Annotated in this window: 15 protein-coding genes and 2 tRNA genes; 6 read left to right on the top strand and 11 right to left on the bottom strand. The window is 72.2% G+C overall.

What is annotated here, in order from left to right:
• Positions 1-2: 2 nt before the first annotated feature.
• Entirely contained in the window at positions 3-215 is a 213-nt protein-coding gene (locus ACIP9H_RS17350; RefSeq protein ID WP_360904243.1) for an EF-hand domain-containing protein, read from the bottom strand.
• A gap of 477 nt (positions 216-692) precedes the next feature.
• On the bottom strand, positions 693-1,568 hold the full coding sequence (locus ACIP9H_RS17345) for an alpha/beta fold hydrolase (protein WP_401591773.1): 876 nt from the start codon (positions 1,566-1,568) through the stop codon (positions 693-695).
• A gap of 535 nt (positions 1,569-2,103) precedes the next feature.
• On the opposite strand from ACIP9H_RS17345, the gene ACIP9H_RS17340 reads away from it, so the two are divergent.
• Positions 2,104-4,068: a SpoIIE family protein phosphatase gene (locus tag ACIP9H_RS17340; protein WP_401959657.1), complete on the top strand. Its 1,965-nt coding sequence runs from the start codon at positions 2,104-2,106 to the stop codon at positions 4,066-4,068.
• A 294-nt stretch (positions 4,069-4,362) separates the two neighbouring features.
• On the opposite strand, the gene ACIP9H_RS17335 is transcribed toward ACIP9H_RS17340, so the two are convergent.
• The 4 genes from ACIP9H_RS17335 to ACIP9H_RS17320 all read right to left on the bottom strand — a co-directional run bounded on the left by ACIP9H_RS17335 (position 4,363) and on the right by ACIP9H_RS17320 (position 6,919).
• Positions 4,363-4,935: a hypothetical protein gene (locus tag ACIP9H_RS17335; protein WP_401959656.1), complete on the bottom strand. Its 573-nt coding sequence runs from the start codon at positions 4,933-4,935 to the stop codon at positions 4,363-4,365.
• A 123-nt stretch (positions 4,936-5,058) separates the two neighbouring features.
• Positions 5,059-6,489: a hypothetical protein gene (locus ACIP9H_RS17330; RefSeq protein ID WP_401959654.1), complete on the bottom strand. Its 1,431-nt coding sequence runs from the start codon at positions 6,487-6,489 to the stop codon at positions 5,059-5,061.
• A gap of 85 nt (positions 6,490-6,574) precedes the next feature.
• Positions 6,575-6,647: transfer RNA gene (locus tag ACIP9H_RS17325), tRNA-Arg, on the bottom strand.
• Between the two features lie 181 nt (positions 6,648-6,828).
• Positions 6,829-6,919 (bottom strand) — tRNA-Ser (locus tag ACIP9H_RS17320).
• A 192-nt stretch (positions 6,920-7,111) separates the two neighbouring features.
• Here ACIP9H_RS17320 and ACIP9H_RS17315 point away from each other — a divergent pair.
• On the top strand, positions 7,112-7,609 hold the full coding sequence (locus tag ACIP9H_RS17315) for an SSI family serine proteinase inhibitor (RefSeq protein WP_401959653.1): 498 nt from the start codon (positions 7,112-7,114) through the stop codon (positions 7,607-7,609).
• Positions 7,610-7,784: 175 nt separating this feature from the next.
• A complete protein-coding gene (locus ACIP9H_RS17310; RefSeq protein ID WP_401959652.1) occupies positions 7,785-11,183 on the top strand; it encodes a PAS domain-containing protein in 3,399 nt (1,132 codons plus the stop codon).
• Between the two features lie 63 nt (positions 11,184-11,246).
• On the opposite strand, the gene ACIP9H_RS17305 is transcribed toward ACIP9H_RS17310, so the two are convergent.
• From ACIP9H_RS17305 to ACIP9H_RS17290, 4 genes are all read right to left on the bottom strand, one after another.
• Positions 11,247-12,896, bottom strand: a complete 1,650-nt coding sequence (locus ACIP9H_RS17305; protein WP_401591785.1) for a long-chain fatty acid--CoA ligase — start codon at positions 12,894-12,896, stop codon at positions 11,247-11,249.
• 78 nt (positions 12,897-12,974) lie between these two features.
• The gene (locus ACIP9H_RS17300) at positions 12,975-13,502 is read right to left on the bottom strand and encodes a SigE family RNA polymerase sigma factor (RefSeq protein ID WP_401959651.1); all 528 of its coding nucleotides are present in this window, start codon (positions 13,500-13,502) and stop codon (positions 12,975-12,977) included.
• Between the two features lie 173 nt (positions 13,503-13,675).
• On the bottom strand, positions 13,676-14,671 hold the full coding sequence (locus tag ACIP9H_RS17295) for a DUF1906 domain-containing protein (RefSeq protein ID WP_401591789.1): 996 nt from the start codon (positions 14,669-14,671) through the stop codon (positions 13,676-13,678).
• 473 nt (positions 14,672-15,144) lie between these two features.
• Positions 15,145-15,450: a hypothetical protein gene (locus tag ACIP9H_RS17290; protein ID WP_319663772.1), complete on the bottom strand. Its 306-nt coding sequence runs from the start codon at positions 15,448-15,450 to the stop codon at positions 15,145-15,147.
• A gap of 424 nt (positions 15,451-15,874) precedes the next feature.
• Here ACIP9H_RS17290 and ACIP9H_RS17285 point away from each other — a divergent pair, with 424 nt between their 5' ends.
• The 3 genes from ACIP9H_RS17285 (at position 15,875) to ACIP9H_RS17275 (ending at position 21,282) form a co-directional block, all read left to right on the top strand.
• Positions 15,875-17,344: a multicopper oxidase family protein gene (locus ACIP9H_RS17285; RefSeq protein ID WP_401959650.1), complete on the top strand. Its 1,470-nt coding sequence runs from the start codon at positions 15,875-15,877 to the stop codon at positions 17,342-17,344.
• Between the two features lie 35 nt (positions 17,345-17,379).
• Complete coding sequence (locus ACIP9H_RS17280; RefSeq protein WP_401959649.1) at positions 17,380-19,494, top strand: SpoIIE family protein phosphatase; 2,115 nt, start codon at positions 17,380-17,382, stop codon at positions 19,492-19,494.
• 144 nt (positions 19,495-19,638) lie between these two features.
• Positions 19,639-21,282 carry a hypothetical protein gene (locus tag ACIP9H_RS17275; protein ID WP_401959648.1) on the top strand — a complete coding sequence of 548 codons (1,644 nt, stop codon included), beginning with the start codon at positions 19,639-19,641 and terminating at the stop codon, positions 21,280-21,282.
• Between the two features lie 39 nt (positions 21,283-21,321).
• Here ACIP9H_RS17275 and ACIP9H_RS17270 read toward each other — a convergent pair whose 3' ends face one another.
• Positions 21,322-22,560, bottom strand: a complete 1,239-nt coding sequence (locus tag ACIP9H_RS17270; protein ID WP_401591798.1) for an exo-alpha-sialidase — start codon at positions 22,558-22,560, stop codon at positions 21,322-21,324.
• Positions 22,561-22,578: the final 18 nt, after the last annotated feature.

Here is a 22,578-nt window from a genome sequence, read left to right as displayed (position 1 = left end):
GGTCAGACCTGCTGGGCCGCCCAGAACTCGTCCCAGGAGATCTTGCCGTCGCCGTTGGTGTCGACCCTGCTGATCACGGACTGGGCCACCGTCTCGGTCACGTTGAAGTCACCCAGCTGAGCCATCACGCTCTTGTACTCGCTGGCCGTGATGAGACCGTCCCCGTCGATGTCGTACCGCGTGAACGCTCGCTTGCACGCCTCGATGTCGGCCATCGTGACCACCCCTCCATGTATGTGTCGGTCCGTCGGGCCACACCCTAGCCGTCCTGGGACCCTGCCCGGCCAGGGGTGCTTCCGGTCCCCCGGGTGCATGCGCCGGTGCGTCCGACGTGAGAGGTGTGCCCGCGCCGGGTCGGTCCCGGTCCGAGACACGAAAGCGGCTGCCGAGAGGCGGAAGCCGCGCGCAGCACCTTCCACCGGCACGCCGCGGTCGGGGCAGCACATCGCGCGGCCCTGACCGCGGCGCGGGAGGAGGCCGGCGACCTCGCGGCCTTCCTCCGGGCGGTGGCGCGCGGAATCGGCGACGAGGTCCGCGGCCCGGGCTTCCGCGCCCGCCCCTTCATCACATGGCCGCCGAGTACCCGGACCGGGAGAGCGCGATCCGTCAGGCGGGGCACACGCGTTCGGCCGGCGTGAGGGTGGTCCTGCGCGACGGCGCGACGGTCGCCTCTGGCCGGGGCCGCGCCCCGGTCAGCGGGCGGTGGCCGCCCGCTCGACGAGGCGCGTCACGGCGCCCGCGTCGGTCAGCGGGACGGCGTGCGGGGCGTTGACCTCGACGGTGTGGGCGTGTGCGCGCGAGGCCATGAACCGCTCGGCGGCCGGCGGGATGGCGTGGTCCGCCGTGGCGACGAGGTACCAGGACGGGATGGTCTTCCAGGCCGGGGTGCCCGAGGACTCGCCGAAGGCCTGCGCGGCGATCGGGCGCTGGCTGACCGCGAGTTGCGCGGCGGCGGCGCGGTTGAGCCGGTTGCTGAGGAAGACGTCGCGGTACTTGTCGGGCTTGATGTAGAGGTCGACACCGGTGCCGCCGTCGGGCTGGGTGAACGGGACGGCGTTGAGCGCGGTGGGCACCGGCGCGGTGGGGTCGTCACTGAGGTGGCTGCCGGGGAACCGGGCGCTGATGGACCCGAGGCTCTCGCCCTTGTCGGGCGCGAAGGCGGCGATGTAGACGAGCGCCTTGACGTCGGGGTTGCCGGTGGCGGCGTTGGTGATGACGCTGCCGCCGTAGGAGTGGCCGACCAGGACGACGGGGCCGTGGATCGTCTTGAGGTAGTCCTTCAGGTAGGCCGAGTCACTTGCCAGGCCCCGCAGCGGGTTGGCGGGGGCGGCGACCGGATAGCCGTCGGCCTGGAGGCGCTTGATCACGCCGCTCCAGCCGGCCGAGTCGGCCCAGGCACCGTGGACCAGCACGACGGTCGGCTTGGCGGCGGCGGGCCCGGCGGTGCCGTGCCGCTCACCGGGCGCGGCCGTGGCGGTCGCTGCCAGGCCGGCGGCGAGGGCGAGGCCCGCCGCTCCGACGACGGCGAGGCGGACGCGGCGGTTGTGGGTACGACGGTGCTGGAACACCTGGTGCCTCCTGGCGGGTTGGCGGGACCGGCACGGGACGGTGGTGCGCCCCGCACTGCTAGATAGAACGTTCTATCTAGTCTCACGCTAGCCCGCCCCCCGGGCCGACGGCAACGAGATCCACCACTCAAATCGAACACACGGTCGCCGGAGACTCCGCGCACGCGGGAATTCCCGCCGGAATTTCCCCGCGGAAACACGAACCCGTGATTCCCCAGGAAATCCGGCGGTCACGCGAATAGCCAGCAGTGGTGAGGTTGCGGGGTCGGAGTTATCCTGGTAGCCAACAAACACCAAATCCTCGAACGGCAAATCTGTGAACGAATTCACTTCATTGCTGCTCGCAACCGTTCGCAATGCCGTGAAGACATTCGAAGCGGTGGCTGCGACGGTGTACTTGGTCGAAGCAAGCGGAAGCCACTTGCGAGCCTCGATGATAGGGGGGCGCCAGCCGGCGGTGTTCGCCATTCCGGAACTTATTCCGGTCGACTCGCCCTACATATCGGCACGCGCGTTCCGCACACAATCGACGGCTTTGACGGAGGGCGAGGACCCCGCCGACATCTTCCAGCAGTACCGGCACATCAGCATGTTCCCCTACACCGCGGCCGCCGCCCCGCTGATTTCCCGAGGCCGTTCGCTGGGAACCGTCACGATACTTCGCGACCCGATTCCGGACAAAGAAGAAGAAGCCGGCGTAGTGAGCCGGCTCGAGGAGGTAGCAACGCGGCTCGCCAACGAGCTGTCGCAATTCTCGGAGTCCGAGATGTGCGTCGGGCCGACCCCCGTGATCGTCCCCGTGAGCGATTCGGCGGGACCCTGCGATCCCACGCCGTCGCGCTGGGGAATCCCCGAGGTCGCCGCCTCCGTGGGGATGACGTGCATGTACCAGCTCCGGCGCCTCTCCAGCGAACTGAATTCCGCCACGGGAATGAAGGACGTCATCGCGGCCGCACACCGGCGGATTTCCGTGCCCTTCGGCTGCCGTGCCGTGATCCTGTCCAGATTCGTCGAGGGGCGGACCTGGGTGGTCGGCCACAACGGCGCCTCGCGCGACATGGTGAGGATGTTCCACGGTGCGAGCATCCAGTCACGCGGCCCCCTGGCGGAGGCGATGAGCGGAAGGCCGCTCTTCCTCGAGAACGGGACCACCTTCTACGCATTCCCGCCCGACCCCGCCCTGCCTTCCGGGGAGGCCGAGGTCTACCTCCCCCTTCTCGGCAGCAACGGGATCGCGGGCGTCTGCCACCTCGGTTTCCCCGACGAAAGGCGGTTCGCGCCCGAGGAGAAATCCCTGCTCATCATGATGGCCAACCTGCTGGGCTCGACACTGGAACGCCTCCAGCTCACCGAGGGGAAACTCGAACTCGCCTCCAGCGTGCAGAGAAAAATGCTTCCGCGGTCACTTCCCGATGTCGCCGGAATGGTCAGCGCCGCCCGCTACGTTCCGGCTTCCTCCTCGTCGGAGGTGGGCGGGGACTGGTACGACGTGATCGCCGCCTCGAACGGGCGGGTCGTGCTCGCCATCGGCGACGTCGAGGGTCACGGCATCGACAGCGCGGCCGTCATGGGACAGGTACGGAGCGCGGTCTCCGCCTTCGCCTCCGAGGGGCACGGCCCCTCGGCGATCATCGAGCGGACGAGCAAACTGTTCCTGACCTTCGGCTCCGACCTGCTGGCCACCTGCTGCATCGTGTGCGTCGACGTCGCGAACGGCGTCCTGGAGGTGGCGTCCGCCGGCCATCTGGCGCCCCTGGTCCGGGACAAGGACGGAAGCATCGGCAAGCTGGACACCCCACCGGGGATACCCCTGGGCGTCCCCTGCCCGCAGTCGCCGCCGAAATCCTATGAATTCCCGTTGTCCCCCGGCAGCATGCTCCTCCTGTACTCGGACGGTCTGATCCAGAACCGGCAGTGCGACACCGAGGAGTTCGCGCTCCGCCTGTTCGCGGAATGCGCCGCGGACGGGCAGGACAACGTGGAGGACGTGGCGGACCGGCTGATCTCCGGAGTCCCCGACCCCGCCCAGCGGTACGACGACGCCGCCCTGCTGCTGGTCAAGGCCGACACGGCGGCGGATCGCACCACGTTCGAGATGGCCCGCCTGGAGATCCAGCCCCGCGACCTGCGGACCGTCTCCACGGCCCGCAAGTTCGCCCGGAACAGCCTGCGCACCTGGCAACTGAACGAGATCTCCGACGACTTGGAGATCACCGTGTCCGAGATCGTCACCAATGCGCTGATCCACGCGGGCAGCGACGTGGACATGCGCCTCTACCGATACCCCGACCGCGTACGGCTCGAAGTCCGGGACTCGGACTCCGCGCCGCCCATTCCCTCCTCGTTCTCCATGTCCGAAGAGGGCAGGTCGAAGGCGGAGAACGGGCGCGGCATGGTCATCGTCGAGAACATCTCGGGCTCCTGGGGCAGCTCCCCCAACGGACGCGGGAAAACCGTGTGGATCGAGTTCCTCACCCCGCCGCCGGAACCGGCGGGGTGACCACGGACCGGCTCAACGCACCTGCTGCCGTGCCCGGTTCGCGCGGCGGTCCTCACCTGTGGCGGATGCGTCCCCCGAGGGCCGGGGATCGCGACCGGCACCGCGCCCAGGAACGCGCACACGACCAGACTCGGCGGATGCTCCATCACCCGGCCCACCAGCCACCACCCCGCCGTTGCGACAGCCCATGCCACGGTCCAGCGGATCGGACCCGGCGTCCCTGCCCACGTGTCACGCACCAGCAGTTCGCAGACGCGGCAAGCGGCAACCGGGGCCGGGAAGCTGCGGCTTCCCTCAGTGCACCGCGGCCGGTGCGGTGGTCGCCGATCCGTTGGTCCAGCCGTAGCGGTGGGCGGTCACCGTCACGGTGATCTTCCGGCCCCTGTCGGCCTTCACCAGCACCAGGACGTAGCCGGACGCGGTGGCGCCGGTGATGGCCTTGCCGTCGCGTCTCCAGGAGTAGGAGTACGAGGTGGCCTCCGGCGACCATGTCCCGTGTCCGGCCGTCAGGCGGTGGCCCACCCCGGGGGTACCGCTGAGGGAGGGCGCCTTGACGGCCTTCGGGGACGGGCCGGCACCGACCGGGACGGCCGGTGACGTGGAGCCCACCGAACCCGCGCCGTTGCCGACCACGACCCTGCACGAGATCGTGTGCGTGTAGTCGTCCGGGGTGAGCGTGCGGGCCGTGCCGGTGGCGCCCGGGACGGTCCTGCCGTCCCGCAGCCATGACCACACGCCGGTCGCGTGATAGCCGGACCAGGCCGCGGAGCACGTCACCTCGGAACCCGTGCGGACGGTCCCGGTCACCGTGGCCTTCTTGGTGATGCTCGGCGCGACCAGCAGGTCCCGGACGGGCGCGCCTCTCACGCCCGGCGTCGCGGTCTGCTGCGGAGCAGAACGCGCCGGCGAACGATATCCAGTGGGGCTCGGCACTTGCTGTGCCAACGGTCTGGAAATGACCAAATCCTCGTCAGCCGCCCACGCACCTCGCTACCAGTCCCGGACCGAGTCCACACCGGAGTTGAGGCTGTCGCGGGCGTCCGCCAGGACGAGGCCGTGAAGTGCCTCGGCCTCGGTCACGATGCGGTCGAGGGCGTCGAAGAGCTCATCGCGCTCGACGGTCTCAATGAACTCCGATCGGAGGTCGAGCTCGTTGAACGCCTCACCGTAGGCACGCCCGATCTCTTCCATGCGTGCCGCATGGGCGTCCGCCGCTTCGTCGGCGAACACGTCGAGGATCGCCTTCCGCGTCGTCCTGTACTGGGTGACGGCCCTCTTGTAGGTGGAGGCGCTGATCTGTTCGCGGCCGTCCCAGTCACGCAAGGGATTGCTGCGATTCTCCTCGGCCCATTCGGGCTCGCGGGGCCGGAGAATCGACACGTAGGTGCCTGCCGGGATCTCGGGCTGCCAAGTGCTGCCCATGGCCGAGGCGTAGGCGGCGGGGACGCTGTAGAGGTCCAGCGCCTCCAGCTCGGGAACGCACTGCGGTCGAAGGCCGTCCTCTCCCGTCATCCCGAACAGGTCGACAACGTAAATGCGCCGGAGACCGCGCAGCCGGTTCAGCTCGCCCGCGCCGGAGAGCACCCCCAGGCGTCCATGCAGCCGCAGCCATGCCACCTCGGGGAAGCGCTGGACGAGCCGACCGCAGTCGAGGGAGTCGATGTCCCTGATCGTCAGCTGTGTGACCTCGGGTCTTGGAGCAGTCGACCGGCTGAGGAATTCATTGACCGTGTCTCCGGTGTACTCCGCCTGCCAGGCGACGAGCGGGTCTTCGCCGACACCGTTGTCCCACCGCCGCTGCCGGGCGAGCTGGTCCCCCAGGTGCCATCCGGACGTGTAGCAGTTCGCGGGCCCGTCGTGGAGCAGGGGAAGCGCTCCGACGACCCTGTGGCTCCGGGGCAGAACCCATTCCTGGTTGCAAAAGGACAGGCTTCCGTTCCACGCGTGGTGGGTGAGCCTGAGCGGGGCGACGTCGCCCAGGTCGGCCAGGGACGACGGTTCGGGACCGGACCAGTCCAGCTCGAGCACGGCAGCCGTCTGCGCATCGGCATCGAGCCGGACGATCTGCGCGACCGTCCACTCACCCAGGTCCTGCGAATGAGCGGCGACCACATCACCGACGGCGAGCGGCCTCGGCGGCACGGCGTGCTTCCGAATCGACATGATCCGATCGTAGTAGTGGCCTGTCGCGCTCCATCTGCCGCTGTCGCCGGTTCTGGCGTGTCCTGCGTGACCGGTGGCGATGAAGTCCGTGACGGAGCGGCTGAGGAGGTCCAGGAAGGTCGCCGGATCCTGGGCGGCCGGCAGGAAGTCGACGTCCCGGCTCGCGCCTTGCGACGTGTGAACCGTTCCGCGCCGGTCCATGGCGAACAGCGAGCCGCAGCCGTCGCTGGCGAACACGACAACGCGCCGACCGGCCACCGCGGTTCTCCCGGGAAGAAACCGGCAACTGTACGCCCCAACGCCAGAGGCCCCCGGATCATCTCCGGGGGCCTCTGAGCTGCTGTGCACTCGGCAGGATTCGAACCTGCAACCTTCTGATCCGTAGTCAGATGCTCTATCCGTTGAGCTACGAGTGCTTGTGCTTCCCGACGTTTTCTTGCCGGTCGGCGTTGCGGGAACAACATTACATGACCTGCGCCGTGAGGTGAAATCCATTAGCCGCACCCGGCGTGAGCTGCGGAAACGCCCCAGCGGAGGGTCAGGAAGGGGCCCGGGAACGGCAGAAGCCCCGGCCGAGTGGCCGGGGCTTCCGGGGAGCGGAGGCGGAGGGATTTGAACCCTCGATGGACGGTAAAGCCCAAACCGCATTAGCAGTGCGGCGCCATAGACCGGACTAGGCGACGCCTCCAGGTGTCCCCGCGCGAGCGGGTGCACGCAGATGATGACACAGCCCACTGGGCTGGGACCAATCGCTGACCAGATTACTAGGCCGCCCATGGGCAGGGCAAAGGCGTTGCGGCGGGCGTGGCCGCGGCGCGCCCACGATCGGGTGGGTTGCCGGGCCGCGGCGGGGGCGGGGCGGTAGGGACGAGGCATGCGAATGGCTCGGATGTCCCTGACCGCCGTGCTCGCGCTCGGCCTGTCGCTGACCGCGGCCGTACCGGCCGTCGCCTGCCCGCCGGACCGGTCGGGGGACCGGCTGACGGTGATCGTGGACGACGGGAACGGCGGCCTGTCCTCGTACGACCTGCGCTGCGGCCCGGGCGGCGGCTCGGGGACGCACCCCGACGCGCGGGGGGCCTGCACGCGGCTGCGGCGGCTGGGCGGCCCGGTGGGGCCGGCCCCGGAGGGCACGCTCTGCACGATGATCTACAGCGGCCCGCAGCGGGCGCGGGTGCGCGGCACCTGGGACGGCCGCCCGGTGGACGACCGCTACGACCGCACGAACGGCTGCGAGGCCGACCGCTGGCGGCGGATGGCCCCGGTGCTCCCGGCGACGCCCGGCGCGTCCTCGGGCGGCGGCACAGCACCGTCACCGAACCACCACGTCGCGGCGGGCGGGCGTGACGGAGACCACATCGAAGCCGGGCAACGGTGAACCATACCCGTACGTACGGGACATGGGCATCCGGAGCCTCCCGTCCAACGGCTGCCCGTACACTCGCTCTAGTGACATGCCTCCCGGTCGGCGGCAAGATGGGCCGTCACCGGTAGAAGCCCCTCAGTGGGTGGTGGCGCGGCGGCAAATGCGGTTTCCAGGAGGGACGCGTCTCGTGAGCAGCAGGCCATCCCGAGGCGCTGCTCGCCTCGCGGCAATACTCGACGCGCTCCCGGACGCGTTGCTGCTGGTCAATGCCAACGGCACCGTCGTCAACGCGAATTCCATCGCCCTGGAGACCTTCGAGTCCCCCGGGACGGCGCTGGTGGGCCGCGGCCTGCTGGATCTGCTGCCGACCTTCGACGCGCGCCGTATCCCCGGCTCCATGCGCCGCCCCGACGACGACGCGGGCCGTACGAAACCCACCCGGATGATCGCCCGCCGGACCGACGGCAGTGAAATTCCGGTGGAGGTCACGAGCGCCAACCTCGACGACGCGCGCACACCCTTCGCCGAGACCTACAGCTACACCGGCGACGAGCTGCTGATGCTGGTCGTCCGCGACCTGACCGGCACCCTGGACACCGAGGCCGAACTCGCCCGCCAGCAGCGCCAGACCGAGATGATCCTCCGCGCGGCGAGCGAGGGCGTGATCGGCGTCGACACCGACGGCAAGATCGTCCTGGTGAATCCCTCGGCCGCGCAGATCCTGGGCTTCCGCGCCACCGACCTCGGCGGCCAGGAGATGCACCCGCTGGTCCACCACTCCCGCCCGGACGGCACGCCGCTGCCGTACGAGGAGACCCCGCTCGCCGGCACCCTGCGCTCGGGGCTGAAGCACCGCGCCCGAGGCCAGGTGCTGTGGCGCAAGGACGGGCGCTCGGTGCCGGTGGACCTGATCACGGCGCCGGTGCGGGAGGGCGACCAGCTCGTCGGCGCGGTGATGACGTTCACCGACCGCTCGCGCTTCGACGCCGTCGCGGCCCGCAACGAGCAGTTGCGGTCGCTGCTCGCCGACACGCTGCGCGGCCCGCTGGACGAGCTGCGCGGCGAGCTCGCCGGGCTGGCCAACGACCCCGCCGGGCAGCTGTGGCCGGAGGCCAACCAGATCCTGCACCACCTGACGGCGGGCTACGCGCGGATCACCACGCTGATCGACAGCGTGCTCACCTTCCAGCGGCTGGACCGCGGCGAGGACAAGCTCCAGCGTGAGACCACGTCCATGGACAAGGTCGTCGGCTCCGGCGTCGAGGCGGCCATCGAGTTGATCGGGCCCGGCCGGGCCCAGTACGCGGTGCACGCCCCGCCGATCGAGGCGACGGTGGACCCCGAGCGCATGTCGCAGGCGCTGTCGCACCTGATCGCGGACGTGGCGGGGGTGGACGCGGCCGGCAACGTGCCGGTCGTGGCGAACAGCGGTGACTCGACGATCGTGGTCGCGGCGGCGCAGCGCGGCGACTCCGTGCGCATCGAGGTGCGCGGGCCGCACGCCGGCGCCAACCCGGTGCACCTGCCGATCGCGCGCGGCATCGTCGAGCGCCACGGCGGGGTGCTGCAGACGCACGACGTGCCCGGGCAGGGCAGTGCGTACGTGGTCGAGGTGCCGGTGGGCACGGCCCGCGGCAGGACGGCGGCGAACGAGCCCAAGCGGGAGTCCGAGACGACCGTCATGCCGGTGCCGACGGAGCCGGCGCGCGGGACCGCGCAGGCGGCCCCCGCCCTCCCGGCGGTGGCCCCCCCGGCCCTGGCACCGCCGCGGCCGGCCGGTGCCACCGCGCTGCCCGCGCTGCCGCCCGCGGGTGGTTCCGCTCCGGCGCTGCCCGCGGCGCCCAGCACGGACTCCCCGACGCCCACCGGCCGCCGCCGGGCGCTGCGGCGTCCCGAGGCGGAGCCGGTGCAGGAGGCCCGTCCCGTCGCGATTCCCGTCCCGGCCCCGGCGCCGCAGATCCCGGTCCCGCAGGTCCCGGCTCCGCAGATCCCCGCGCCGCAGATCCCCGCCGCCGCGCCGGTCCCGCAGATCCCCGTCCCGGCGCCCGCGCCCCTGGCCCCCGCGCCGGTGCCGGTGCCGGTGCCGCAGCAGATCCCGCAGCAGGTCGCGGAGCAGCCCACGGGCCGCCGGGCGCGGCGCGCCGCGGCCCCCGCCCCGCAGGAGCCGCAGCCCGATCTGCTGCCCGCCCTTCCGCCCGCGCCGTCCCCGGCACCGAGCGCGAACGGCAACGGCAACCCAGCACCCGAGTGGCCGGAGGCCGTCGGCTCGGCGCCCCGGTCGCGCGGGATCATCGAGAGCACCCCGCGGCCGTCCGCCATCGTCGACCCGCGCCGGCTGCCCGCCCCCACCCCGGCGCCCGCCCCGGTCCTGCTGCCGGCGCCCGAGCCGGCGCCTGCGCCCGAACCCCCCGCGCCGGTGATCCCGGAGCAGGCGCAGCGCAGCCCCGAGCCGCCCGCCCCTCAGCCGGAACCTATGGCCCCCGCCCCCGCCCCCGCCCCGGTCCAGCCGATGGTGCAACCCCAGTCGTCGACGACCCAGGGCCGCGCCATCAGCGTGCGGACCCTCGGCCAGGGCGTGCCCTTCGCCCAGCAGATCAGCGAGCAGACCGCGCAGCCGGTGACACCGACCGGCCGCCGGCGCAAGCTGGCCAACCCCGGTGACACCGACGCCCGCGGCGCGACGCCCGCGGCGCCGGCGGCGACTCCGGCGCCCGCGCCGTCCCCGAACGGCCAGAGCGCCCCGAAGGGCGCGGACACCCCTGGCCGCGCGTACGCCATAGGCGCCCCGACGGAGGACACCGAGGGCCCCGAACCGCTCGACGGCCCGAACGGCGCGGTCGACGTCACCGACGAGGGGCCCCACGAGCCGGAGGCCGGGTTCGACGAACCGCGCCGTCTCCTGGTGTGGCCGGAGCCCGATGTCTCGACCCACCAGGCGCTGACCGACCGCGGCTACCGCCCGGTCGTCGTGCGCTCCCGCGAGGAGGTCGACGCGCAGGTCGCCGAGCCGCCCGCCGCGCTCTTCGTGGACCCGCTCACCGGGCCCATCACCCGTACCGCGCTCCAGTCGCTGCGCCAGGCCGCCGCCCAGGCGGAGGTGCCGGTGCTGGTCACCGCGGGCCTGGGCCAGGCGACCCGGGAGGCCGCGTACGGCGCGGACCCGGCGGTGCTGCTGAAGGCGCTCGCGCCGCGCGACAGCGACCAGCACCCGCCGCGCGTCCTGCTGATCGAGGAGCACCTGCCGATCGCCCAGGCCTTCGCCGGCACGCTGGAGCGGCGCGGCATGCAGGTGGCGCACGCCTCCTCGGAGGCCGACGCGATGAACCTGGCGGGGCAGTTCCACCCGAACCTGGTGGTCATGGACCTCATGCTGGTGCGCCGGCGGCGGCAGGGCATCGTCGACTGGCTGCACGCCAACGGGCGCATGGAGCGCACTCCGCTGGTCGTCTACACCGCCGTGGACATCGACCCGGCGGAGCTGCCGCGCCTGGCCTCCGGCGAGACGGTGCTCTTCCTCGCGGAGCGCTCCACGACCACGGACGTGCAGTCCCGCATCGTCGACCTGCTCGGCAAGATCGGTTCCTGACGGCCCGTACGCACGAGGCGGCCCCCGGGGGATCCCCGGGGGCCGCCTCGCGTGCGGGGCCCGTCAGCCGAGCCGGGTGACGTCCAGCTCGCCGCTCGCGTACTGCCGTCGCAGCACCTTCTTGTCGAACTTTCCGACCGAGGTCTTCGGCACGGCCGAGATGACCGCCCACCGCTCCGGCAGCTGCCAGCGCGCGATGTGCTCGCCGAGGAAGGCGCGCAGTTCCTCGTAGCCGATCTGGAAGCCGTCCTTGAGCACGACGGTGGCCAGCGGGCGCTCGCCCCACCGGTCGTCGGGGACCGCGACGACGGCCGCCTCCGCGACGGCGGGGTGCGCCATGAGCGCGTTCTCCAGCTCGACGGAGGAGATCCACTCGCCGCCGGACTTGATGACGTCCTTGGCGCGGTCGGTGAGGGTCAGGTAGCCGTCGTGGGTGATCGTGCCGACGTCACCGGTGCGCAGCCAGCCGTCCTCGCTGAACTTGTCCTCGGGGCGCATCGGTTCGGCCCCGGCGCCGCCGTAGTACGCCGCGGCGACCCACGGCCCGCGCACCTCCAGCTCGCCGGCGGACTCCCCGTCCCAGGCCAGGACCTCCCCGGAGGGGCCGACCAGGCGCGCCTCGACGGAGGCGGGGAAGCGGCCCTGGGTGATGCGGTACGGCCACTCCTCCTCCTCGGTGAGGCCGGCCGGCGGGTGGGCCATGGTGCCCAGCGGGGAGGTCTCGGTCATGCCCCAGGCGTGGCGGAGCCGCACGCCCAGCTTGTCGTACGCCTCCATGAGGGAGGGCGGGCAGGCGGAGCCGCCGATGGTGACCTGCCGCAGGCAGCTGATGTCGCGCGGGTTGGCGGCGAGTTCGGCCAGCAGGCCCTGCCAGATGGTGGGTACGGCGGCCGCGTGGGTGGGGCGCTCGGCGGCGATCATCTCGGCGAGCGGGCCGGGCTGCAGGAAGCGGTCGGGCATCAGCATGTTGATGCCGGTCATGAAGGTGGCGTGCGGCAGGCCCCAGGCGTTGACGTGGAACTGCGGCACGACGACCAGGGTGGTGTCGCGGTCGGTCAGGCCCATCGACTCGGTCATGTTGACCTGCATGGAGTGCAGGTAGATCGAGCGGTGCGAGAAGAGGACGCCCTTGGGGTCGCCGGTGGTGCCGGAGGTGTAGCACATGGCCGCGGCCGAACGCTCGTCCAGCTCGGGCCAGTCGTAGGTGTCGGGGCGGCCCTCGATCAGGGACTCGTACGCGTGCAGGGCGGGGCGGCAGCCCTCCAGGGGCGTGGTGTCGCCGGGGCCGACCACCACGACGTGCTCGACCGACTCCATCGCCGGGAGCAGCGGGGCCAGCAGCGGGATCAGGGTGCCGTTGACGAGGACGACGCGGTCCGCGGCGTGGTTGGCGATGAAGACCAACTGGTCCGCGGGCAGACGCAGGTTGAGCGTGTGCAGGATCGCGCCCATGGAGGGGATGGCGAGGTAGGCCTCGACATGCTCCGCGTTGTTCCACATCAAGGTGGCGACCCGGTCGTCGCGCTCGACCCCGAGCTCGTCGCGCAGGGCCCGGGCCAGGCGGGCGGCGCGTGCTCCTATCTCGGCGAACGAGCGGCGGTGCGGCTCGCCCTCGCCGGTCCAGGTGGTGACCTGCGACCTGCCGTGCACGGCCGTGCCGTGGGTCAGGATCCGTGAGACCAGCAAGGGCACGTCCTGCATTGTGCTCAGCACCGGGCGCCTCCTCGTCGAAGCGGCTACGCAAAGGTAGGTGGGTGCTGTGATTCTGGTGTCATACCGAGCGGTATGTCACTACCCCGGAAACAATTCGGGGTCCTCGCGCAACTTGCCCAGCGCACGGGAGACGGCGCTCTTGACGGTGCCGACCGAGACGCCCAGCGCCTCGGCGGTCTGGGCCTCGCTCATGTCCTCGTAGTACCGCAGCACGACCATGGCCCGCTGGCGGGCCGGGAGACGGGATATCGCGCGCAGCACGGAGTCGCGCTGGGCCTGCCGCTCGGCCTCGTCGGGGCCGGTCAGGGCCGCCGGGCCGTACGGCTCGGGCAGTTCGTCGGTGGCGTACTCCTCGACGCGGCGCTTGCGCCACTGGGAGGTGCGGGTGTTGACCAGGGTGCGGCGGACGTAGCCGTCGACCGCCCGGTGGTCGTCGATCCGGTCCCACGCCAGGTAGGTCTTGACCAGGGCGGTCTGCAGCAGGTCCTCGGCGTCGCTCGGGTTGGCGGTGAGCGAGCGCGCGGTCCGCAGCAGCGCCGGGCCCTTGGCCCGCACGTAGCTGGTGAACTGTGCCTGCGAGGCGCTGGTGCACACGGGCGTGGTCATGGCTCCACGCTAGGAGCGCGGGCCCGGCCCGGGGATCCGCCGCAGGTGCCGAAGCGGGGTCACCCTGAAGTCGTACGAGGGGGGTGTGCCCCACCTCCGCAGGGCGGAGAACGGCCCGGCCGCCCCTACGGGGTCACCCCGCAGGGGCGGCCGGGCGCGTCGTGCGCGGCCGTTCAGTTGACGACGGCCACGGGACCGTCCAGGCGGTTGCGGTCGATCGACAGCCGCTTGCCGCCGTGCTTCTCGCGGACGGCGCCCGAGTACTGGTGGATCCGGCCGCCGTTCCAGGCGTCGTCGCTGAGCACCGGTTCGCTGCGCACCGCCGGCCTGCCCTTCCAGCGGGCGAACCACACGGCCTCGGGCAGGTCGTCGACGCCCTGCTGGCGGGCCCGCTCGATGTGCCGGATGCCGGACTCGGAGCTGCTGTACAGGCCGGGCAGGTAGCCGTTGTCGCTCACCTGGCGGTCCCAGGCCCGGATGAAGTCCAGGGTCTGGTCGGCGCAGCGGGCCTTGCCGGCGTGGTACGCCTCCATGTCGAGGTAGAGCGCGCTGCCGGGTTCGAAGCCGAGGTCGGCCGCGCTCTGGACCGCGTCATAGCCCTCGCTCTCGCCCTGGCCCCAGGCGTTGTCCGGGTCGATGCGGTAGTTGCGCAGGTGCTTGCCGCGCACACAGGGCGACTGCGAGCCGACGTAGATCGGCATGATGCGCCAGCCCATCCTGTGCACGGACTGGACCCAGTCGCGATTGAGGTTGCGCTGGCTGCAGGCGCGGGCGCGGCCGCCGAAGTACACGCCGATGGCGCGGTACTTGGACTTCAGCCAGGCGCGCATGGTGGCCAGGGACGGGGCGCGGCAGGTGTCGAAGCCGTAGCCCTTGAAGTTGCGCCGCTCGGGCGTGGCGCCGTCCTCGGTCTCCTCGCCGCCGTAGGCGTCGTACGGCATGAGCAGTCCGGACAGGTCCGGGCCGAGGTCGTACCCGCTCAGTGGGTCGCCGGGATCCGTGTCGCCGCGCGGCGCCATGGCCGACGCCGGAACGGGCGCGAGCACGGCGGGGCGGGCAGCGGCGAGCCGGGGGACGGCGCCTGCCGCGGAGACCGGTCCGGTCACCAGACAGGCGAGCGCCAGCCCGACGATCGCCGCAAATCGGATGATCGGCTTGTGTTCGTGCATGCGTCGAGTGAAAGGGCGCGAGGGCCCGCCGGAGGGTTCGCCACGCCCGGGAGTCAGCCGGACGCAGCAACGCGGACGTCGTGATCTTCGAGGGTCCCGCGGTGCCGCCCGGCCGGTCCGCGGCACCGCGCGCCGGCCCGGTGACGGGACGCCCCGCACCTGCCCTGACCTGCGCGTTCCGTAGGCCGGGCCGCTGATCGGCGCGACTGCCCCGGTCTCCGCGCAGTCCGTTCGCGCCGCCGTGCACCACGTGCGGTCCGGCCGCCCGGGCTGGCCGCCGCGGGCGTTCACCGGTAGATGCCGACCCGGCTCCTCACCCCCGCTCCGGCCGGTACGGTGTCGAGGAGGGGCGCGCCGGGGGCAAGGCGCCGCCGCACTGTCCACAGCCTGTGGACACACAAACGCGACTGCGCGACGGCAGTGAGGTTGCCGTCGCGCAGTCGCCCCTTGTCAGCGAGCCCCAGGGGCCCCGGTCACCACAGCGGACCGAAGTGGATGTTCACGTTCGACTGGTGGATCTCGGTGAACGCCGAGCCGACCACGCTGGCGTTGTTGTTCTGGTTGGACGCGCCCGCCCCGGTGGCGGCCTGCTGCGTCGTGGTCACGCTCCCGAAGTTGTCACGCCCCACGCTGCCACCGCTGTTGCTCACCACGGTCGCGTTGGAACCGCCGCCCGACAGGGCGCCGTTGTCGGCCACTGCCGTCCCGGCGAACAGTGCCGCGGCCAGCGGCAGCGAGGCCATTGCGGCCAGGACTCGGGCGGTACGGGTGCTTGCCATGTCTTTCCCTCCAGAGGACTGGATACGGGGGTGTGCGGGGCGGTTGGCCGACCGCTCCGCCGACTGTGCGACGTCGCCGCAACCAGAGTTGCCCAGCACCCGGGCCGCCAACCAGGCCCTCCGGCCCATTTCGCTCGCAAGCGTGACGATCTGTCGACAAACCTCCATGGTCGTCGCAATTCACCGGATCGGCCGTACGACGGGGCACACCGCTCAGGTGCGGCAAGCGACAAAACGTTCAGGCACGGCTTTCGGCCAACCTGCGGCCGGCCCGGGTCCGCGGGTTCCGCGGGTGCTGCCGTTGGGGCGGATAGCGCGCCGGGGGGCGTGGCGCGCCGGGGAGCCGGCCGCCGGTCTCCATAGGCTCGTCCGGCGATCGTGGATCGACCCGCTCCGCCGCACGGCTTCCCGTAGGGAGAGATGTGTGACTCGGCCCCGTTCCGCCGCGGCCCGGCTCGCCACCGGCCTGGCGCTCCTCCTCGCCTGGGTCGCCGGATGCGGCCACGGCCTCCCCGCTCCCGGCCCGCAGGACGGCCCCGCCTCACCGGCCGCCACGGGGCCGCGCCTCCAGGATCCGCCCGAACTGGTGAGCCGCGACGGGCTCCTGCGGGCCACCGTCGTCGTGGAGCGGCGCAAGGTCCGGGTCGGGGACCGCCGGCTGTGGGCGACCACCTACAACGGCATGTACATGCCTCCGACGCTGCGGGTGCGGCCCGGCGACACCATCGACCTGACCCTGACCAACAAGGTCGACGAGGCCACCAACCTGCACGTCCACGGGCTGCACGTCTCGCCGCGCAGCCCGTCGGACGACATCTTCGTCGCCATCAAGTACGGGGCCTCGTACCACTACACCTACCGGCTGCCGCGCGGCATCACCCCCGGCACCTACTGGTACCACTCCCACGCCGACATGATGTCCGCCGCCCAGGTCGCCGGAGGCGAGTCCGGCGTCATCGTCGTCGACGGCCTGCGGCAGTACCTGCCCGCGTCCCTGCGCGGCATCACCGAGCACGTCGTCGCGCTCAAGGACTTCCAGGTCGAGGGCGACGCCATCAGGACCCACCCGCTGAGCATCGGTGCCGCGACCAACCGCACCGTGAACGGCCAGGCGAACCCCGTCATCGGCATCCGGCCCGGCGAGACCCAGCTGTGGCGGCTGGCCAACATCGGCGCCAACATCTACTACAAGCTGCACCTGCCCGGGCACCGCTTCCACGTGATCGCCCAGGACGGCTACCCCGTCCGGCGCGTGTGGTCGGCGGACTCCCTCGTCGTCGCCGCCGGGGCCCGCTACGACGTCCTGGTCCAGGGCGGCTCCCCCGGCACCACGCGCCTGGAGACCCTGCCGTACGACACCGGCAAGGCCGGGAACCAGTTCCCCCGCGCCGACCTCGCCACCCTCGTCACCGGCGGCGCCCCCGTCCGGCCGGCCGCGATCCCGGGCGCCTTCGCCCCGAACGAGGACCTGTCGAAGGCCAGGATCGCCGACCGCAAGACCGTGGTCTTCACGGAGAACGCGGCGGGCACCGTCTTCTACGTCAACGGGCGCACCTACGACGCGAAGCGCAACGACTTCACCTCCGTGCTCGGCACCGTCGAGGAGTGGACGGTGCGCAACGACAGCGACGAGGAGCACTCGTTCCACGTCCACACCAACCAGTTCCAGCTGATGAGCACCAACGGCAGACCGCACCCGGCGTCCCGCCGCTGGTTCGACACGGTGAACGTGCCCGCCCGCGGCCAGGTCGTCCTGCGGATCCCGTTCCGGGACTTCACCGGGCGAACCGTCCTGCACTGCCACATCCTGAACCATGAGGACATGGGCATGATGGCCGTCCTCGACATCGTCCGTCCCACCGGCCGGAGCCGGGACGAGACACGGGGCAAGTAGTGCCCGCCCGCGGCTCCGGCGGGAAGGACGACCACGTGGCATCCGGCGACCCGGCCCCGCCGATGGGCGAGGCGGAGGCGGCGATGGTCGACGCCCTCTTCACCCAGTCGCCGGTGGGCCTGCACCTGCTCGACACCGATCTGCGCGTGGTGCGGGTCAACACCGCCACCAGCGCCATGCGGGGCGTGACGCCCGAGTCCCTGATCGGCCACCGCTTCGCCGACGCCTACGACATCATCGACGGCGACCAGCACGAGGCGGCGGTCCGCACGGTGCTGGAGACCGGCGTGCCGCTGCGCGAGCGCCTGGTGCGGGCGCGCCGCAAGGGCGGCACGGCCCCGCCCGGGTACTACGCCATGTCGGTGTTCCGCCTCGACAACCCCAGGGGAGAGGTGCTGGGGCTCGCCCTGTCGGTCATCGACGTCACCCCCCGGGAACGGGCGCTCGAACGGCTGCGCGTCCTGGACATGGTGCGCGAGAGGGTGGGCCGCACGATGGACTCCGTGGTGACCTGCGACGAGCTGGTCCGCACCCTGGTCCCGGGCTACGCCGAGGGGGCTGTGGTGGAACTGGTGGACGCGGTGCTCCGCGGCGACGACCCCCCGCTCTCCCCGCTCCCCCAGGGCGTGCCCCTGCTGCGGGCCGCCTCCCGCAACAGCCGCGGCCCCGACCAGCCGCAGGCGCACCCGGTGGGCGCCGTGCTCAGCCTGCCCGGGCCGACACCCTTCACGCAGGCGCTGTCCGACCTGCGGCCCCGGGTGATCGCCCTGGACGCCGAGCCGCCGTGGATGTCCACCGACCCGGTCCGGGCCGAGGCGATCCTCGCGTCCGGGGCGTGCTCGCTCCTGGTCGTCCCGCTGGCCCTGCGCGGCAGCGTCCTGGGCCTCCTCAGCCTCTACCGCGGCCGGGACCAGGAGCCGTACGACGAGGACGACATCGAACTCGCCCTCCAGCTGGCCGACCACACCGCCCTGTGCATCGACAACGGACGGCGCTTCACCCGCGAGCACACCATCGCCTCCACCGTCCAGCGCCACCTGATGCCGCACCGGCCCGCCTCGCACACCGCCCTGGAGACGGCGTACGTACCGACCGCCACGAACGGCGCCGGCTCCTGGTACGACACCATCCCGCTGTCCGGCGCGCGCACCGCCATGGTCATCGGCAACGTCGCCGGGCACGGCATCCACGCCACCGCGACCATGGGCCAACTCCGCACCGTCATCCGCTCGCTGGCCGCCTTCGAACAGCCCCCGGACGAGCTCCTCGCCCGCCTCAACGACACCGCGACGCTGCTGGCCGCCGAGCGGGCGTCCCTGCCGAGCGGCGACCCGCTGCACCGCGAGGCACTGACCGCCGCGTGCGTGTACGCCGTCTACGACCCCCTGACCCGGATGTGCACCATCGCCCGCTCCGGCCATCTCGCCCCGGTGATCGTGCGCCCGGACGGCACCGCCGAGATCCCCGACGTCCCGGCCGGGCCGCCGCTGGGCGTCACCAGCGGCGCGCCGTTCACCACCAGCGACATCGGGCTGGAGGAGGGCAGCATCCTCGCCCTGTCCAGCTCACCCGTCGTCGCCGCCCATCTCGCCGGCCACCCCGGGCTGCTCGGCCGCCGGCCGGAGACGGAAAGCCCGGACGCGGGCAGGCACACCGGCCGGCCCCTCGCGGACCTCTGCGACGACATCCTCTACTCCCTCCCCGAGGGCCTGTCCGGCCGGGCTGGCGCGCTGCTGCTCACCCGCACCCGGCCCTTCCCCGCCGACCGGGTCGCCTCCTGGCACCTCGAAGCCGACCCCGCCGCCGTCTCCGCCGCGCGCCACCACGCCGGTGAGCAGCTCGCGGCCTGGGGCATCGAGGGCGACATCGTCTTCAACACCGAGCTGATCGTGAGCGAGCTCGTCACCAACGCCATCCGCCACGGCGCCGCACCGCTCGCCCTGCGCCTCATCAACGACCGCACCCTCACCTGCGAGGTCCGCGACGCCGGCCCCGCCGCCCCGCGCCTGCGCCACGCCCGCACCGTCGACGAGGGCGGCCGCGGCCTGTTCATCACCGCCCAGCTCGCGCAGGCCTGGGGCACCCGCTACGACGCGGACGGCAAGACGATCTGGACGGAGCAGTCCCTGCCGCCGAGCCACCCGTCCTGACGGGCTCGTCCCTCGACCTCCCTTCTGAAACTGCACGAACTCGACTGGCCACGGGGCCCGTTCACCGGACCGCCTGCCGCACGACGCCCGAACGCGATCGCACACCCGTACAACTCCAACGCCCGCCCACAGGTCTCATGCCATGTGAACGCATCCTCCAGAAACAGGTACGCCCTGCTGGCGGCGACCACCGCCGCGGCCATGCTGAGCATGCTGCCCACCGCCGCGAGCGCGCAGAGCGCGCCCGTCGGGCCGGCCGTCCCCTACGTCGCCAGGACGCACGACGCGAACAACGCGATCGCGCTCCAGGTGGCCGTGGCCCCCTACATCCAGGCCCGGTCGATCACCGCGACCATCATCCTGCCCAACGGAACCGCCGTGGGGACCGTCCCCGCCGAGGCCTTCCACCAGGCGGGCACGGACGTCTCCGGCAACACCCTGTGGCAGGCGACGCCCACCGGCCTGGCCGCCAACCCGCGCTACTTCGTGACCGCGGACGTCACCGACGCCGAGGGCAACCACAGCAAGGGGTCCGGCGACCTCTTCTACGGCGACGAGGACTGGTTCGTCGAGGACAACATGGCGCCGGAGACCACGGACTGGGTGCACCAGACCGTGACCCTGTCCGGCAAGGTGATCCGGACCCACCCCGACGGCACCCTGATCGGGCCTGTCGCCGGGAAGCAGATCGTTGTCAAGGAATTCTCCTCGGCCAGTGCCGTGACCGCCGAGGACGGCACGTACCGGATCACCGTCGGCCCGCAGGGCCTGAGTTCGCCGCTCCCCAGTGTTCAGCCCTGCATCTGGGAACCGGAACTCTTCTCGTACACGCAGTGCGGGCAGGACCACCACGTCGGCTACTTCGCCGGCAACACCCGGATCACGCTCGACAAGAGCGCCCTCTCGCTGGTTGGCGGCAAGAGCACGGCGGTGACGGGACGGGTCGACTACTTCGACCACACGGCACAGGGCTGGAAGCCGCTGGCCGGCATGCCCGTGCGGACCACGGTCCACAATGCCGGTCTCGTCGGGCGCACCGACACCGACGGGCGCTTCTCGATCGCCGTCGCCCCGCCCACCGACGTCAACGGCGGATCGGTGAGCGTTGTGGACTACCGCGACGCCGTACCGGCCGGGTGGTACCTCAAGCACAGCACGGCCAAGTACACCGTCGACGTCCACGACCAGGTGAAGATCGGCATCACCGGCGCCTCGATCGGCGCCGACGGGCTGCTCACCCTCAGGGGCACCGCCAAGACCCTGAGCGGCCGCCTTGTGCCGAGGCTGGCCGTCCAGTACTCCGCCGACAACCGGACCTGGAAGAACATCGGCGCCTTCGACGCCCCGGCAAACGGGAACTTCACCTACCGCAAGGTCCACGCCACCCCGCGCGGCTACTGGCGCATCAGCCTCGCCGCGAACGGCGTCTTCACCGCCTCCACGAGCCCGGTGAAGCACCTGGTGCGCACCGCCACCCGCATCACCACGTTCAACGCGGCCCCGGAGCCGGTGGTCGCCGGCCGGCCGATCACGGTCAGCGGCAACCTCCAGCGGCAGTCGGGCAGCACGTGGACCGCCTTCGCCAACCAGAAGGTCGGCATCTACTTCCAGGTCCACGGCAGCGACCGGCTCGCCCCCGTGGGCTACGCCTGGACCGACTCCCGCGGGCACTTCAGCAAGCGGTTCACCGCGCAGTGGGACGGCGCCTGGCGCGCCGTGTACCGGACGCCCAGCGGTGCCTACCTCGACACCCTCTCCGGCTTCGACACCGTCTACGTCGACCACTGATCGCCGAGGGCCGGGTCCCGTCCCGTACGGACCCGGCCCTCAGCCGTCGAGCGCCGGCAGGGACAGCCGGGTGAAGACGATGCTCTCGTAGGCGGAGCGGACCCCGGTCTCGTAGAGCAGGCCGACCCGGTCCCGGTCGAGTTGGGCGAGGTCGGAGTAGGCGGCCGGCGCGGACGACAGCCGCCGTGCGGCGGACCACCCGGCGCCCCCGTCGTGGCTGACCCGCACGCCCATGCCGACGCGCTCCCGCGCGTCCGAGGGCGCGGCCATCAGCAGCGGCCCCGTTCCGCTGCCGTCGTCGGTCTGCAGCACCGAGGCCTTGACCATGGGCGCGGTGACCCCGGTGTTCTGGCGGAACGGTGCCTCGACCGACGCCCCGCCGTCGGAACTCCAGGCGTGCGCCTGGTTGCCGGGCGCCCGGCCGTTCTGGTCCCGGGCCGCGAAGTACAGCCGTCCGTCGGGGAGCTGGGCGACCGCGGTCTCGTTGACGTTGATGCCGTCGTCGTCGGCGGGGTCGACGTAGCCGATCCGCCACGTCGCGCCGCCGTCGTCGCTGAGCAGGGAGTTCCCGGCGCTGTAGCGCCACTCGGTGCCGGTGTCACGGCTGCCGGCGGGAGGCGTGTCCGAGTGGTCCGCGCCGACGACCAGCCGGCCCGCGTGCGGGCCCTCGGTCAGCGCGACGCCGTGGCCCGGGCCGGTGGCGTACCACCGCCAGCCGGGCAGCTTCGCCTGGTCCGTGATCTCGCGGGGCCGCGACCAGGTCGCACCGGCGTCGGCGCTGCTCTGGACGTACACCCTGCGGCTGTCCTTCGGGGACACGGCCCCGGACATGATCTGCTGCTCCTGCGCCGTACCCGCGTTGCGGGTGGTGAGCAGCACCACCCGGCCACTGCGGCCGTCCACGACCGGCGCGGGGTTGCCCACCGTGTCGGTCCCGGCGTCGGACACGCGCTCCATGGGCGACCAGGTGCAGCCGCCGTCCGTCGACCGGCGCTCGACGACGTCCACATCGCCGGAGTCCGCCTCCGAGTGCCGGCGCCCCTCCGCGAAGGCGATCAGCACGGACCCCCCGGAACCCGGCTGAGCGGCCGTGACCAGGGCCGGAATCCGGAACGTGTGGTACCCGTCCTGCCCGGACGTGAACACCGCGACCGGCGCGCACCCCACCACCAGCGAGCCCGCCTGCGCCCCGGGCCCCGGCGCCGCCTCGGCCTGGCACCCCAGCAGCAGCAACGCCCCGGCACCACCGAGCACGGCCCGCGCCGCCCCACGCACCATTCGGACTCCCAAAAGATT

Origin of the sequence: Streptomyces sp. NPDC088732 (assembly GCF_044751205.1) — a bacterium.
In the GTDB taxonomy this organism is placed as follows: Bacteria; Actinomycetota; Actinomycetes; order Streptomycetales; family Streptomycetaceae; genus Actinacidiphila.
The sequence above is the reverse complement of the archived record's forward strand: the minus strand, read 5'-3'. Positions and strand labels throughout refer to the sequence as shown.